A 14,076-nucleotide genomic window follows, 5' to 3' on the forward strand; every position below is an offset into this window, starting at 1 on the left:
GCCGTAAGCGTCCCCTAAAGGAGGGCTGTCAGTCGAGGCCCGCGATCCGACCGTTACGGAAGAGGTCCACGAAGGTCTGGTGGTCGGCCCGCGCCCGCGCCCCGTAGCTGTGCGCGAAGTCCACCAGCATCCGCTCGAAGCCCTCCTCGTCGCGGCCGATCGCCTCGTCGATGGCGGCCTCGGTGGAGAAGGGCACCAGGTCGTGGCCGCTCTCGGCGATGTCGGCGGCGGCGTGCATGGTGGCGGTGGCGCGGCCCAGGTCGGCGACGACGGCCTCGATGTCGGCCGGGTCGTCGATGTCGGACCAGTCGAGGTCCACCGCGTAGGGGGAGACCTCGGCGACGAGCTGCCCGCGGGGGCCGTCGGCACCCTCCAGCTCGCTCCAGCCCAGCCACGGGTCGGAGGCGGCCTGCAGGGCGCGCTGGGAGATGACCGTGCGGTGGCCCTCGTGCCGGAAGTAGTCGCGGATGCGCCTGTCGGTGACGTGCCGGGAGACGGCCGGGGTCTGGCCCTGCTTCATGTAGATCACGACGTCGTTCTCCAGGGCGTCGCTGTGCCCCTCCAGCAGGAAGTTGTACGAGGGGAGCCCCGCGCTGCCGATGCCGATGCCCCGGCGGCCGATGACGTCCTTGACCCGGTAGGCGTCGCGGCCCGGGGCGCCGGTCTCCGGGAGCGTGGCCGTGTACGCCTCGAAGGCGGCCAGGGCCTGCTCGCGGGTGGCGTCGTCCAGCGGGATCGCGCCGGGGCCGCGGGAGAAGCGGCGCTCGTCGTCGACGATCTCGGTCATCGAGTCCAGCAGCGAGAAGCGGGTGTGGCGGCGGGCCTGGTGGAGGGCGTCCAGCAGCGGGCCGCGGGCGGTGTGCAGGGTGAAGGGCGGCACCTCGTCGGCCTTGGCCCCGGAGGCCAGGGCGCGGATGCGCTCGCGGTAGGCGCCGGCGTAGGCGCGGACCAGGGCGGAGATCCGCTCGTCGCTGAGCGCCTTGGTGTAGCCGATGAGCGCCAGGGAGGCGGCGAGGCGCTTGAGGTCCCAGGTGAAGGGGCCGACGTAGGCCTCGTCGAAGTCGTTGACGTTGAAGACCAGGCGGCCGTTGGCGTCCATGTAGGTGCCGAAGTTCTCGGCGTGCAGGTCGCCGTGGATCCACACCCGGGCGGTGCGCTCGTCCAGGAAGGGCCCGTCGGCGGCGTTTGCCCCGTCGGCGAGGTCGGCGTAGAAGAGGCAGGCGGTGCCCCGGTAGAAGGCGAAGGCGGAGGCCGCCATCTTGCGGAACTTGACCTGGAAGGCGGCGGGGTCTGCCGCCAGCAGTTCGCCGAACGCCTCGTCGAAGACCCGCAGGATGTGCTCGCCGCGGTGGGTGTCCTCGTGGCCGTCGCCGTGATTCGTGTCGTCTCGCACCATGGCCAAGGAGCGTACTGCGTCCGGCCGTCCGCGTTGTCAGTGGTCGCCTCTACGCTGCTGGTTGTCCGATAGATGTCACCGCCCGCGGGCCGGGGTATCCACGGAGGAAGCTGATGACGGACCACGGGAATCCCGACGAGGCGTACGCCGTCCACCGCCGGACGGTCGTGGACGGCGCGGTGCGGCTGGTGCGCTCCCACCGGGGGGCGGCCGTCGATCCGGCGGCGCTGCCGCTCGACGACCCGGGGGCCTTCGAGCTGCTGGGCCGGGGCGACACCCTGGGCGTCTTCCGGTTGGAGGAGGGCCCGATGCGCACGCTGCTGCGCCTGGTCGGGCCCGACTGCCTGGAGGACGTCTGCGCCGTCTCGGCCCTCTACCGGCCGGGCCCGATGGGTGTGGACGCGCACGTCGACTACGCCCTGCGCAAGAGCGGCCGGCAGGAGGCCGCGCCGGTCCACCCGGAGCTGGCGGCGCCCCTCGGGACGGTCCTCGACGCCACCCACGGCCTGCTCGTCTACCGGGAGCAGATGCGCGACGCGGTCCGGATCGTCGCCGGCTGCCCGCCGGACGAGGCCGAGGCCCTGTGCCGCGTGCTGGGCGGGAGGGATCCCGAGGAACTGGCGGAGGGCTTCGCGGCCTTCCGGGAGGGGGCACGGGAGCAGGGCTACGGGGACGGGGCGGTCCAGGCCCTGTGGGACGCGCTGGTCCCCGTCGCGGGCGACGCCCTCGGCAGGGCGGACTCCGCCGCGTACGGCCTGGTCTCCTACTGGAGCGCGTATCTGAAGGCGAACTACCCCGCCGAGTACATGGCGGCGCTGCTCACCTCGGTGCGCGACGACAAGGAGCGGTCGGCGGTCTACCTCGGCGAGTGCCGCCGCATGGGCCTCACGGTGCTGCCGCCCGATGTCAACGACTCCGGCGTCGACTTCGCCCCGCGCGGCTGCGACACGATCGCCTTCGGCCTGGCGGCCGTGCGCAACGTCGGTGCGGGCGCGGTCGATTCGATCATCCGCTCCCGCGGCTCCAAGGGCCGCTACACGTCCTTCCCCGACTTCCTGGAGAAGGTCGACGCGGTCGTCTGCACCAGGCGCACCGTCGAGTCCCTCATCAAGGCCGGCGCCTTCGACACCCTGGGCCACACCCGCAAGGGGCTCATCGAGCGCTACGAGCAGCTGGTCGACACCGCGGCGCGGGTCAAACGCAGGGAGGCCGAGGGCCAGTTCGACCTGTTCAGCTCCGCCGACGGCGCGGGCCGCGATCGTACGGACCATGCGGGCGGCACAGGCGGCGACGGCGGGAAGGGCGCCGGGGGCGAGCCGCCCTTCGGGCTCGACACGGAGTTCTCCGACCAGGAGTGGGACAGGGCCCATCTCCTCGCCCAGGAGCGGGAGATGCTCGGGCTGTACGTCTCCGACCACCCGCTTCTGGGCGTCGAGCACCTGCTGGCCGAGAGGTCGGACGCCCCGGTCCCGGCGCTGGGCGGCGACGAGTACCCGGACGGCGCGATCGTCACCGTCGGCGGCATCGTCTCCGGCGTGCGGCGCAGGACGACCGGGCAGGGCAGCGCCTGGGCCGTCGCGACGGTCGAGGACCTGGCGGGCTCGATCGACTGCCTGTTCCTCCCGGCGACCTATCCACTGGTCTCGGGCCGACTGGCCCGGGACACGGTGGTGCTGGTCAAGGGGCGGCTGGACAAGAGCGGGGCCGTGCCGCGGCTGGTGGCGCTGGAGTTGACCGTCCCCGACCCGATGGAGGCAGTGCGGGCCGCGGCCCGCGCGCCGGTGACCATCGAGATCCCGACCGCGCAGGTCACCGAGCCGCTGATCGAGCGGCTCGGTGAGGTGCTGGCCCACCACCGAGGGGCCACGGAGGTGCGGCTCCGGCTGATCGGCGCCCGCCGTACGACAGTGCTGCGCCTGGACCGCCATCGGGTCACACCGGATCCGACGCTCTTCGGTGAGCTGCGGGAGCTGCTGGGGCCGTCCTGCCGGGCGAGTTGAGGTGCGGGGCCGCGAAGTGCCGTGCGGGGCGCGGTCCGTGGACCGCGCCCCGCAGGTTCGTTCAGTTGTGCCCGAAGCGCCGTTCCTTGTGCTTCTGGTTCTTGTGGGCGCCGCCGAAGCCGCTCGGGGTGACCGCCGCGCTCACCTTGTCCTGAGCCGGCCCACCGCCGTTGTCCTGCTCCACCGCGCTGCGCTCGGGAGCACCCGGCTGCCCGCCGTCGGCCGCCCGGTTACGGTCCTTGCGTCCCATCCCGATTCACCGACCCTCTTCGAAGCGCTCGGTGCGCTCGTACTCGGCTATCTCCATGGGCACCGGCGTCTCCGTCACCGACATCGAGGCGCTCTCCTCGACCCCGGGCGTGCGCTGCGCGCGGCCCTTGGCGTCCACCGCGTACTTGTCGGTGTGCTGGCTCTGCTGGCTCCTGCGTGCCTTGCCCTTACCCATTGATCTTCCTTCAGTTGGCGGGTCCCCCGCGCAAACCACCGTCGCACGCCCAGCAATTCACCGCATTTCGGACAATTACCCTCTGTGAATGCCAAGCGCCACGCCGATGATCGGGGAGCGGCTGATAACCCCCCGGCAGTCGGGCAGACTCGAAGACCCGGAGGCCTTCTCCCCCATCCCCTCCGGCACCCCTCGTACCCCCGCACACCCCCCACCGGAAGAGGGTGAACCGTGGACCGCTGCGTCGTCCTGGTGGACGCCGGCTACCTGCTGGGCGCCGCCGCGAGCCTGCTGGCCGGCGAACCGGCCCGCTCCCGTATCACCATCGACCACGCGGCCCTGATCCAGGGGCTGCGCGAGCTGGCCGAGGCCGACACCGGCCAGGCGCTGCTGCGCATCTACTGGTTCGACGGCGCCCCCGACCGCGTACCGCAGCCCGAGCACCGCAGGCTGCGCGTCATGCCGCGTGTCACGGTCCGCCTGGGTGCGCTCACCCGCAGTGACGGGCGGTGGGCCCAGAAGGGTGTAGACGCCGCGATGCACGCCGAGCTGACGGAGCTGGCGCGCAACCGCGCCTGCTCGGACATCGTGCTCGTCACGGGCGACGGCGATCTGCTGCCCGGGATGATGTCCGCGAAGGAGCACGGGGTGGCCGTGCACCTGTGGGCCGTGCAGGCCGCGGACGGGGACTACAACCAGTCGGAGGACCTGGTCGCCGAGGCGGACGAGCGCCGGCTGCTGGACCGCGGCTGGCTCACCCGCGCGGTCCGCCCCAAGGACCTCACCGGCGCCTGCGCCCCCGCCCCGGCCACCCGCCCGGAGATCACGGCGATCCTCTCTGCGCCCACCCCGGACCGCGAGGCCCCCGCCGGACCGCCGCGCCAGGAGCCCGTACCGGCCGCGAACGGCGACCGGCCGGCCGAGGCGCCCCAGCCCGCGGGCCAGCGGCCGGGCGTCGCGGTCCCCACGCCGAAGGACCTGGCGGGCCTGGGCCGCGCCGTCACCGCGATGCCGGAGGCCCGCAGCGCCACCCCGGCGGTTCCGGCGGCGACCCTGCGCTGGTCGTCCGACCGGGGCTGGGTGGAGCGCCCGGGCTCCCCCGGCGCCGACGTTCCCGACACGGCCGCGCTGCCGACGCTGGCGCAGCTGACCACCGCGGAGCAGCGCTGGGCGGACCGCGAGGAGGACATCACCACGGTCGGCGGTGATCCGCACGAGGTGGGGCAGGTCTTCGCCCGGCGCTGGATGGAGCGGCTCGCCGACCGCGCCCAGCTGCCGCTGCTGGCCACGCAGTACCCCCGGGTGCCGCCCCGCATCGACGGCGAACTCCTGCGCTACGCCGCCCGGTTCGGCCTCCTGACGCACAAGGACGACCAGATCGACGAGCACGACCGCTACGCGATCCGCGCGGGCTTCTGGCGCGAGGTGGAGTCCCGCACCCCGGTGGAGACGACACGAGCGGAGTAGGGGGCGGCCGGGACCGCGGGCGTACGGGAGGAGGCGCTCAGCGTCGCTCGGGGGTTTGTCCCCAGCCCTGCCACTGGTTGTCGGCCGCCATCGGCGCGGGCAGTGGCGCGGGCAGGCCCGGGTCGGGGTCACGCGGGCCGAAGAGCCCGGTCAGCAGCAGTTGGACGAGCATCGCCCCCAGCGGCCACGCCAGCAGCGCCGTCTTGGCCTTCAGCTGCAGGGGCGCGTCGAAGATCTTCCCCTCCCCCACCGCCCTGGCGTGCGCGACCACGTCCTCGGTGGGCCCGAGCCAGACCCCGACCTGCCACGCCAGCAGCGCGCCGAGCAGGCCGCCGACCGCCAGGGCGAGCACGTAGGGCACGCCCCCGCGCCGCCGCCAGAGGAAGACCCCGGCTGCCCAGAGCGCGCCGAAGGCCAGCCCGAGCAGCGCGAAGGTCCCGTCGATGGCCACGGCGTGCTCGGCCTCGGAGTCCGCGAGCAGGACGTTGCCGGCCCGCACGATCAGCGGCACCCGCGGCGCCAGCAGCTCCCACAGATAGCCGAGCAGCAGCCCGCTCACCGCGATCACGACGGTCAGCACCAGCGCCTCGACCACCTCCGCGCGGCTCACCGCGGACCGCCCGCCCTCTTCGGGGCCTTCGGGCCACGGGGTCTGCCACGGGTCGTGGGACGGCTGGTCGCGGGGCGGCTGGTCCTTCATGGGCGCGGTCACCCTGCCATGGTGCCAGGACCCCTCACCGCGTCCGCCGCCGAGGCGGTCGTTCGGGTGGCCGCCCGGTCAGCGAACAGCGGCGCGGCGGTACGCCCAGGTCGCCGCCGCCAGTGCCGCCACGCCCGCGCCCGCGCAGATGCCCAGGTCGGCGGCGACGGCGGCCCAGTCGGGGTGGGGGGCGAAGGTACGGGCCAGGGCCTCGACCCCGTACGTCGAGGGCAGCAGCCCCCGCAGCAGCAGCACCGGCGCGGGCATGCCGGAGGCGGGGATGACGCCCAGCAGCAGCGCGGCGGACATGCCGAGCTGGCCGAGCAGCGTCGCCAGCTCCTGCCGGGGCGCCAGCAGCCCCAGCGCGGCGCCGAGTCCGGCGAGCGCGGCCCCGGCGAGCGGGATGACCAGGAGCAGCGTCCACAGATGGGCGAGGGGCAGCCCGAAGAGCACGCTGCCGACGATGCCGGTGACGACGGTGCCGGGCACGGTGAAGGAGGCGTAGGCGCCCGCGGCGCCCAGCACCACGGCGGCCGGGGGGACGGGCAGGGTGGCGTAGTGGTCGAGGCCGCCGTGGGCGCGCAGCCGGCCGAAGTACTGGGCGAGCAGGTTGAGGGCCACGAAGGCGACGACGAGCACCGTGGAGCCGGCGACGACGGCCCGCGCCTCGGGGCTGCCGGCGTCGACCACCCCGCGCATCAGGACCATGATCCCGACGGACTGGAAGGTGGCGACGAAGAGCAGCGGGATACGGGAGACCCGGACCCGGGAGAGCTGCGCGCGGTAGACGGCGGCGAGGGCCGGCCGCAGGGCCGTGCGGGGGGCGAGCGGGGCGGGCGTACGGGGCGCGGGCTCCTCGGCCGGTACGGAGCCCGCGGCGGGGACTGCCTCCCCGGCGGGTGCCGTACGGGGAGCGGGCAGCCCGCCGGCGGTCGTCTCGGGCGCGGTCATGCCTTCACCAGCCCGTCGGTCCGTCCCCCGAGCGCCAGGTACACGTCCTCCAGGCTCGGCGTGGTCAGCGTGAAGTCGTCCAGCGCCGCGAAGGCCGGACCGCCGGTGATCGACGCCACGGCCGTACGGGCGGCGTCGGCGCCGAGCCGCAGCGTCCAGCGCGAGCCGTGCCGGCGCGCCTGCCCGGCCAGCGCGGCGACCTCCGCCAGCTGCAGCGGCGGCTCCGCGCGCCAGACCAGCTCCAGGCGGACCTCGTCGGCGACCAGGGCCTTCAGCCCGGCCGGGGTGTCGCAGGCGATGACGCGGCCCCGGTCCAGGACGGCGACGCGGTCCAGGACGGTCTCCGCCTCGATGACGTTGTGCGTGACCAGCACGACCGTCGCCCCCCGCTCGGCGCGGCGCCGGTCCACGGCCGCCCAGACGGCGCGCCGGGCGACGGGGTCCATGCCGGTGGTGGGCTCGTCCAGGACCAGCACCGGCCGGGGTCCGGCCAGCGCGGCGGCGAAGCAGGCCAGGCGGCGCTGGCCGCCGGAGAGGTGCGCCAGCGGTCGGTCGGCCAGCTCCTCCAGGCCCAGCTCGCCCAGGACGGCGTCGCGTTCGCCGCGGGCGGCGGCGGCCGGCAGGCCGCGCAGCCGGGCGGTGGTCTCGGTGGCGAGGGCGACGGTCAGCTCGTCGAGCGCGGTGGACTCCTGCCCCAGGTAGGCCAGCAGCCGCGCGGCGCGCTCGGGGTGGCGTACGAGGTCGTGGCCGAGCAGGTCGATACTGCCGGCGTCGGGCCGCAGGAGCCCGGTGAGCTGGCGCACCAGGGTGGACTTGCCGGCGCCGTTGGGCCCCAGGAGGCCGAAGACCTCGCCCTCGCGGACGTCCAGGTCCACCCCGTCGACGGCCCGCACCGGCGCCACGGCGGCCCGCCCGCGCCGGGCCCTGCGCCCGGGATACGCCTTGACCAGCCCGCGCACCCGGCAGGCGGCCCGCGAGGGCGCCCCACTCGGCGTACGAACTGCTGCGCCCGCGACGCCGGTCCCTGTGCTCACGAGTTACGAGGGTACGCCGTCCGGGTGGCCCCTTTGTCCACACCCCGACCCGCTAGGGCCTGTATCGAGTTGGCCTTCGTCCGCGCGAAGCGCGGGCGGCGCGGTGGTCGGTGCGTGCTCTGGGTGTGCAGCGTCGCAGGTCATGTGGCGGAGCCACCTGTCCTGCGACGCTGTGCGCCCAGAGTGCGTGCCGGGCGCCGGGGCGCAGAAGGCCAACTCGATACAGGCCCTAGGGGTGGACGCGGCCTGCTGCCTCCGGTATGACCTCGTCATGTCGAAGAAGACGCGCAAACGCAAGTGGCGCCTACGCAAGGGCCGCGCGAACCACGGCCGCAGGCCGGCGTAACGAAGGAGCTACCCCCGCGCGATCGGCGCCACCACGGCGCCCGTCAGCGCGGCGAGGTCGTCCGGTGCCAGTTCGACCTCCAGTCCGCGCCGCCCCGCGGAGACGCACACCGTTTCCCGCCCCCGGACGGAGGCGTCCAGCACGGTGGGCAGGGCCCTGCGCTGCCCGAGCGGGGAGATGCCGCCGCGGACGTAGCCGGTGGCGCGTTCGGCCGCCGCGGGATCTGCCATGGCCGCGCGCTTGCCGCCCACGGCGGCGGCCAGCGCCTTGAGGTCCAGCGAGCCGGAGACGGGGACGACGGCGACGGTGAGGGCGCCGTCGACCTCGGCGACGAGCGTCTTGAAGACCTGCCCGGGATCCACCCCGAGCGCCCGCGCGGCCTCCTCCCCGTAGGAGGCGGCGGCGGGATCGTGCGCGTAGGCGTGCACGGTGTACGCCACCCCCGCCCGCGCCAGCGCCGCGGTCGCGGGCGTGCCCGCGCTCCCCTTCCCGCTCCTCTTCGCCATGCGGGGAGCGTACTCCCGGCGGTCGGGCGTCAGTTGAGGCTGGTGGGGCGCCGGGTCAGATCGACCGCCGGCAGCGAGGGCAGGTGGCGCAGCACCGCCGACTCCGCGCGCAGCAGCTTCAGCTCCGCCGCGAGGCGGGTGGCGGTGTCGGGGAGCTGCAGCAGCCGCTGCTTGGTCGCGTTGTCGAAGACGGAGGCCGCCGCGACCAGGTAGGACACCACCGAGGGCTCCTCGGGCAGCTCCTGCCCGGTGGTCAGGGAGCGCTCGCGCGCGGAGGCCAGCCGCTTCTGGTACGTACGAAAGGCCCGCAGCGCCGCCGCCGCCAGCGCCGCGGCGTCCTCGCCCTCCCGCTCCTCCAGCACCTCGACCTCGCCCACGAGGTAGGGGCCCGAGGCGTCCACCGAGTGCAGCCGGAAGCGCTGCGTGCCGGTGGCGAGCACCTCGAAACCGCCGTCCTCGCGCTCGCGGATGCTCGCCGCGTCGGCCAGGCAGCCCACGGTGTGGAAGACGCTGCGCGGATCGGACCCGAAGCCCGCCGCCGGCCCCTTGGCGACGACGGAGGTCTGGTCGGGCAGTCCGGGCGCGGTGTGCGCCACCTCGCGGCCGTCGCGGATGGCGACCACGCCGAAGCGGCGCGGGGCCGGGGCACCGGGCTCACCGGACCCGTCGCCGTCGTGCCGGTCCAGCAGGTCGCGCATGAGCGCGCGGTACCGCTCCTCGAAGACGTTGAGCGGCAGTACGAGCCCAGGAAAGAGCACCGTGTTCAACGGAAACAGCGGCAGTCGGGCGGTTGTCACCCCGGAATCCTAGGCCCTCCCCGCCCCCCGACCCGCGTGCTGCGCCTACGCCCACGGCGCAACCGCGTACAGAGGACCTAGGGCGTCCCCCGCAGGCTGCGCACATCGAGCTGGCGCAGCACCCGGTCGGCCACCGCCGGGTCCATCCCCGGCTCGCTGCGCGCGGAGAGCACGGCGTTGCGGGCGGCGGAGAGCATCTCGCCCTGGATCTGCTGCACCTCCTTGGCCCGCTTGGCGCGCTTGGCGTGCGCCGCGCGCCACTCCTTGTCGAGGATGTCCGGCGAGATCCGCGCCCCCATCTCCACCGCGCGCCGCAGCAGCGCCTCGACGGCCTCGTCGGGGAGGTCCTCGCGGTCGGCCATCTCCAGCACCTGGTGCTTGGCGGCCTTCGCCACCCGCATGGCCAGCACCCGCTCCTGCGCGCGCTCGGCCCCGGTGTCCGCCGTGACGCCCAGTTTCGACACCACCCACGGCAGCGTCAGCCCCTGCAGCAGCAGGGTGACCAGCACCACGGCGAAGGCGATGAAGAGGATCCAGGCGCGGGCGGGGAAGTGCTTGCCGTCGTCCAGGGTGAGCGGCACGGCGAGGGCCAGGGCGACGGTGGCGACGCCCCGCATCCCCGACCACCACACCACCAGCGTCTCGCGCCAGCCGCCCGGCACCTGCTCGTCCTCGTCCTCCGGGCCGCCGCGCCGGTGCAGCCACTGCGCGACGGCGGAGGCGGGCAGCAGCCACAGCAGCCGTACGACGACCACGACGCCGACGACCGCGGCGGCGGCGGCGAGCATCGGGCCCCAGTTGCCCTTGGCGTCCCGCAGGACGTGGTAGACCTCCAGCCCGATCACGCCGAAGGCGACGCCGGTGACCAGCATCTCCACCACGTCCCAGAAGGTACGCCCCACGAGGCGCCCGTAGACGTCGTCGGCGTCGGAGGCGTGCTCGGAGAGGTAGAGGCCGACGACCAGCACCGCCAGCACGCCGGAGCCGTGGAACTCCTCCGCGATCAGGTAGGACCCGTACGGCACCAGCAGCGTCACGCCCAGCACCAGGGTGGGGTCGTCGTAGAAGCCGATCGCCTTGGAGGCCAGGTAGCCGATGCCCAGTCCGACGGCCAGGGCGACGGTGGCGGAGAGCAGCAGGGTGAGGCTGGCCTCGCCGACGGAGAAGGAGCCGCTGACGGCCGCCACGATGGCCACGTGGTAGAGCACGATCGCGGTGACGTCGTTGAAGAGGCCCTCGCCCTCCAGGATCGACACCAGCCGCCGAGGCAGCCCCACCTTCCCGGCCACGGCGGTGGCCGCCACCGGGTCGGGCGGGGCCACCATCGCCCCCAGCGCGACCGCGCCGGCCAGCGGCAGCCCGGGGACGACGGCCTGGGCCACGACGGCCACCGCGGCGGTGGTGACGAAGACCAGCGCCACGGCGAGCAGCAGGATGGGCCGGATGTTGGCGGTGAACTGCCGCCAGGAGGTCCGCTGCACCGCCGCGTAGAGCAGCGGCGGCAGCACCAGCGGAAGGATGTAGTCCGGCGGGATGTCGATGAAGGGGACGAAGGGGATGACCGCCCCCAGCAGACCGAGGATGGTCATCAGGATCGGCGCCGGAACCCCCAGCTTGTCCGCGATCGGCACGGTGACGATCGCGCCGAGGAGGAGCAGGAACAGCAGGGCGAGTTGATCCACGCGGCGGCCATCCCGGGGGTGAGTGAGTTCAGGCGCTGTCCGCCCGTACCGTGTCGAGCGCGTACTGCAGATCCTCCGGGTAGTCGGACTCGAACTCCACCCAGCGGCCGTCCTCCGGGTGAGAGAAGCCCAGCCGCACGGCGTGCAGCCACTGGCGGCTCAGCCCCAGCCGCTTGGCGAGCGTGGGGTCCGCGCCGTAGGTGAGGTCGCCGACGCAGGGGTGGCGCACGGTCGACATGTGCACCCGGATCTGGTGGGTGCGGCCGGTCTCCAGCTTGATGTCGAGCAGGCTGGCGGCGCGGAACGCCTCGATGAGGTCGTAGTGCGTCACCGAGGGCTTGCCCTCGGCGGTCACGGCCCACTTGTAGTCGTGGACGGGGTGGCGGCCGATCGGCGCGTCGATGGTGCCGCTCATCGGGTCGGGGTGGCCCTGGACGAGGGCGTGGTAGCGCTTGTCCACGGTGCGCTCGCGGAACTGCTGCTTGAGCAGGGTGTACGCGCGCTCGGACTTGGCCACGGCCATCAGCCCGGAGGTCCCGACGTCCAGCCGGTGCACGACGCCCTGGCGCTCGGAGGCGCCGGAGGTGGAGATGCGGTAGCCGGCGGCGGCGAGGCCGCCGATCACGGTGGTGCCGGTCCAGCCGGGGCTGGGGTGGGCGGCGACGCCGACGGGCTTGTCGACGACGACGATGTGGTCGTCGTCGTGGACGATCGTCATCCCCGGCACCGGCTCGGCGACCAGCTCCACCGGGCGCGGCGGGGCGGGCATCTCGACCTCCAGCCAGGCCCCGGCGCTCACCCGGTCGGACTTGCCGGCCTCGGCCCCGTCGATACGCACCTTCCCGCCCGCGGCCAGCTCGGCCGCCTTGGTCCGGGAGAACCCGAACATCCGGGCGAGGGCGGCGTCGAGCCGCTCGCCCTCCAGGCCATCGGGTACGGGCAGGGTGCGGATCTCGGGAAAGGTGCTCACCCGAGGAGTATCTCAGTCCTTGTGGATGGTGCCGTCCGGATCGAGTCCGCGGAAGGAGAGGATGACGATCAGGATGCCGCCGCAGACGATGGCCGAGTCGGCCAGGTTGAAGACCGCGAAGTGCGTGGGGGCGATGAAGTCGACCACATGGCCCTTGAGGAAGCCCGGCGAGCGGAAGAGCCGGTCGGTGAGGTTGCCCAGCGGGCCGCCGAGCAGCAGTCCCAGCGCGATGGCCCAGGGCAGGCTGTGGAGCTTGCGGGCGAGCCGGGCGATCACCACGATCACGATGATCGCGATCAGGGTGAAGACGATCGTCATGGACTGGCCGACGCCGAAGGCGGCGCCCGCGTTGCGCACCACCTGGAAGGTCAGCAGGTCGCCGACGACCTCGATGGTCTCGTGGCCGGGCTCCAGCTCCTTCACCACGATCAGCTTGCTGACCAGGTCCAGCAGGTAGACGACCGCGGCCACGCCGAGCAGCACGCCGATCCGGCGCTTCCCGCGCCCCGCGGGCTCCTGCTCCGGCACGGGGTCCGTGGAGTCCGCGGGCTCCGCAGGCTCCTCCCGCGCGCTCCCGCTGATCCGCTCCGCCTCAGTCACGACTGTCCCTCCGCTGCACCGACTGGGACGAGGGTACGTCACCGGACCCCCGTGCCCGCAGGTGCGGCGGAGCACAGCCGTACAACAGTGCGGGGTGCAAAGCGGCGACCGGGCCCGCGCACGGACGCCGCCCGCCCGGCCGCCGCCCGCGCTAGCGCCGTTCCTGGCGCTGCTTGCACTCCACGCAGAGCGTCGCGCGGGGGAACGCCTGCATCCTGGCCTTGCCGATGGCCTTCCCGCAGGACTCGCAGAGCCCGTAGGTGCCCGCGTCCATCCGCTCCAGCGCCCGCTCGGTCTGGCCGAGCCGCTCACGCGCCCCGGCCGCGAGCGCCATCCCGTGCTCACGCTCCATGTTCTTCGTCCCCGTGTCGGCGTCGTCGTCCCCGGCTCCGGCGCCGCCGTCCCACATCATCCTGGCGATGGACGCGTCCGCGGCGGCGATCTCCGCCTGCAGCCGGTCCGCCTCCTCCGCCAGCTCGCGCCGCGCCTCCGCCACCTCGGCGTCCGTCCAGGGGTCCTCCCCCGGGCGTACGGCCAGACCCTCCGGGGCGTCGGCGAGACGCGCCCCGCCCGCACCCGTGCCCTGCTTGGCAGCGGCCGGACTCTTCTTCGCGACCATCCTGCTGGCTCCCGTCGTCTTCTTCGCGGCGGTCTTCGTCGTGCTCTTCTTCACAGCCGTCTTCTTCGCGGCGCTCTTCTTCGCAGCGGTCTGCTTGGCGACCGGTTTCTTGGCGGCCGCCTTCCTCGCTGCCGACGTGGACTTCTCCGCCACCATGGCCGCGACCCCTTCACATATGGTGATCATTCGCCGAACAGGTGCCGGAACGATAAGCCGACCCGGACCCCGCGGCAACAGGGCACGCCACGGCAGAGCGGTCTCCCCTCGTTGTGCCCAGCGGACGGCCGGGTATTCCGCTCCGTACGGGCTAACGGCCCCACCGGCGCCCCTACCCCCCGAAAACCGGTCGGCGCCCACTCCCGCGGGGCCGTAGACTCAAGCGAGCGAGAGGCGTGGATGGGGACGAGTAGCGTCGTCTGCGGCCAGGAGCGACCCGGGGACGGTGCGAGCCCGGGGGCCAGCGCGAGGTGAAGATCACCCCGGAGCCGCCGGAGGAAAGCCGCGCAGCGCGCCCCCGAGGGCGTGCGCGGCGAGTAGAGCCGGCAGCGCGACCCCAATGAGGG

13 protein-coding genes and 1 pseudogene are annotated in these 14,076 nt (G+C 74.0%); 2 read left to right on the forward strand and 12 right to left on the reverse strand.

Annotated features, from left to right (window positions below; genetic code table 11):
• Positions 1-28 precede the first annotated feature (28 nt).
• Complete coding sequence (locus ACFQLX_RS00615; protein WP_386410406.1) at positions 29-1,396, reverse strand: DUF2252 domain-containing protein; 1,368 nt, start codon at positions 1,394-1,396, stop codon at positions 29-31.
• Positions 1,397-1,557: 161 nt separating this feature from the next.
• Here ACFQLX_RS00615 and ACFQLX_RS00620 point away from each other — a divergent pair.
• Positions 1,558-3,396, forward strand: a pseudogene (locus ACFQLX_RS00620) (helix-hairpin-helix domain-containing protein); the annotation flags it as partial.
• Between the two features lie 61 nt (positions 3,397-3,457).
• On the opposite strand, the gene ACFQLX_RS00625 reads toward ACFQLX_RS00620, so the two are convergent.
• Complete coding sequence (locus tag ACFQLX_RS00625) at positions 3,458-3,646, reverse strand: hypothetical protein (RefSeq protein WP_386410409.1); 189 nt, start codon at positions 3,644-3,646, stop codon at positions 3,458-3,460.
• A 6-nt stretch (positions 3,647-3,652) separates the two neighbouring features.
• Entirely contained in the window at positions 3,653-3,841 is a 189-nt protein-coding gene (locus tag ACFQLX_RS00630; RefSeq protein ID WP_386410412.1) for a hypothetical protein, read from the reverse strand.
• A gap of 231 nt (positions 3,842-4,072) precedes the next feature.
• Here ACFQLX_RS00630 and ACFQLX_RS00635 point away from each other — a divergent pair, with 231 nt between their 5' ends.
• Complete coding sequence (locus tag ACFQLX_RS00635) at positions 4,073-5,308, forward strand: NYN domain-containing protein (protein ID WP_386410415.1); 1,236 nt, start codon at positions 4,073-4,075, stop codon at positions 5,306-5,308.
• 37 nt (positions 5,309-5,345) lie between these two features.
• Here ACFQLX_RS00635 and ACFQLX_RS00640 read toward each other — a convergent pair whose 3' ends face one another.
• The 9 genes from ACFQLX_RS00640 to ACFQLX_RS00680 form a co-directional block, all read right to left on the reverse strand.
• Positions 5,346-6,020: a DUF2567 domain-containing protein gene (locus ACFQLX_RS00640; RefSeq protein ID WP_386410418.1), complete on the reverse strand. Its 675-nt coding sequence runs from the start codon at positions 6,018-6,020 to the stop codon at positions 5,346-5,348.
• A gap of 66 nt (positions 6,021-6,086) precedes the next feature.
• A complete protein-coding gene (locus ACFQLX_RS00645; RefSeq protein ID WP_386410421.1) occupies positions 6,087-6,959 on the reverse strand; it encodes an ABC transporter permease in 873 nt (290 codons plus the stop codon).
• On the reverse strand, positions 6,956-7,993 hold the full coding sequence (locus ACFQLX_RS00650; protein WP_386410424.1) for an ABC transporter ATP-binding protein: 1,038 nt from the start codon (positions 7,991-7,993) through the stop codon (positions 6,956-6,958). The genes ACFQLX_RS00645 and ACFQLX_RS00650 overlap by 4 nt, the downstream gene beginning before the upstream one ends.
• 354 nt (positions 7,994-8,347) lie before the next feature.
• Positions 8,348-8,845, reverse strand: a complete 498-nt coding sequence (ybaK, locus tag ACFQLX_RS00655; protein ID WP_386410427.1) for a Cys-tRNA(Pro) deacylase — start codon at positions 8,843-8,845, stop codon at positions 8,348-8,350.
• 29 nt (positions 8,846-8,874) lie between these two features.
• On the reverse strand, positions 8,875-9,642 hold the full coding sequence (locus ACFQLX_RS00660) for an LON peptidase substrate-binding domain-containing protein (protein WP_386410429.1): 768 nt from the start codon (positions 9,640-9,642) through the stop codon (positions 8,875-8,877).
• 77 nt (positions 9,643-9,719) lie between these two features.
• Positions 9,720-11,324: a Na+/H+ antiporter gene (locus tag ACFQLX_RS00665; protein WP_386410433.1), complete on the reverse strand. Its 1,605-nt coding sequence runs from the start codon at positions 11,322-11,324 to the stop codon at positions 9,720-9,722.
• A 28-nt stretch (positions 11,325-11,352) separates the two neighbouring features.
• Positions 11,353-12,294 (reverse strand): RluA family pseudouridine synthase, encoded by a 942-nt coding sequence (locus ACFQLX_RS00670; protein WP_386410435.1) that lies wholly within the window; start codon positions 12,292-12,294, stop codon positions 11,353-11,355.
• A gap of 12 nt (positions 12,295-12,306) precedes the next feature.
• Positions 12,307-12,894 (reverse strand): signal peptidase II, encoded by a 588-nt coding sequence (lspA, locus tag ACFQLX_RS00675; protein ID WP_386410438.1) that lies wholly within the window; start codon positions 12,892-12,894, stop codon positions 12,307-12,309.
• 151 nt (positions 12,895-13,045) lie between these two features.
• Positions 13,046-13,699, reverse strand: coding sequence for a TraR/DksA family transcriptional regulator (locus ACFQLX_RS00680; RefSeq protein WP_386410441.1), 654 nt, complete (start codon positions 13,697-13,699; stop codon positions 13,046-13,048).
• Positions 13,700-14,076: the final 377 nt, after the last annotated feature.

Origin of the sequence: Streptomyces polyrhachis (genome assembly GCF_042663125.1) — a bacterium.
Lineage (GTDB): Bacteria > Actinomycetota > Actinomycetes > Streptomycetales > Streptomycetaceae > Streptomyces > Streptomyces polyrhachii.

Excerpts from the sequence above, each read along its gene's own strand:
- ACFQLX_RS00645 (WP_386410421.1), bottom strand. The coding sequence starts at position 6,959 with ATGACCGCGCCCGAGACGACCGCCGGCGGGCTGCCCGCTCCCCGTACG.
- ACFQLX_RS00630 (WP_386410412.1), bottom strand. The coding sequence starts at position 3,841 with ATGGGTAAGGGCAAGGCACGCAGGAGCCAGCAGAGCCAGCACACCGAC.
- ACFQLX_RS00680 (WP_386410441.1), bottom strand. The coding sequence starts at position 13,699 with ATGATCACCATATGTGAAGGGGTCGCGGCCATGGTGGCGGAGAAGTCC.
- ybaK (WP_386410427.1), bottom strand. The coding sequence starts at position 8,845 with ATGGCGAAGAGGAGCGGGAAGGGGAGCGCGGGCACGCCCGCGACCGCG.
- ACFQLX_RS00615 (WP_386410406.1), bottom strand. The coding sequence starts at position 1,396 with ATGGTGCGAGACGACACGAATCACGGCGACGGCCACGAGGACACCCAC.
- ACFQLX_RS00625 (WP_386410409.1), bottom strand. The coding sequence starts at position 3,646 with ATGGGACGCAAGGACCGTAACCGGGCGGCCGACGGCGGGCAGCCGGGT.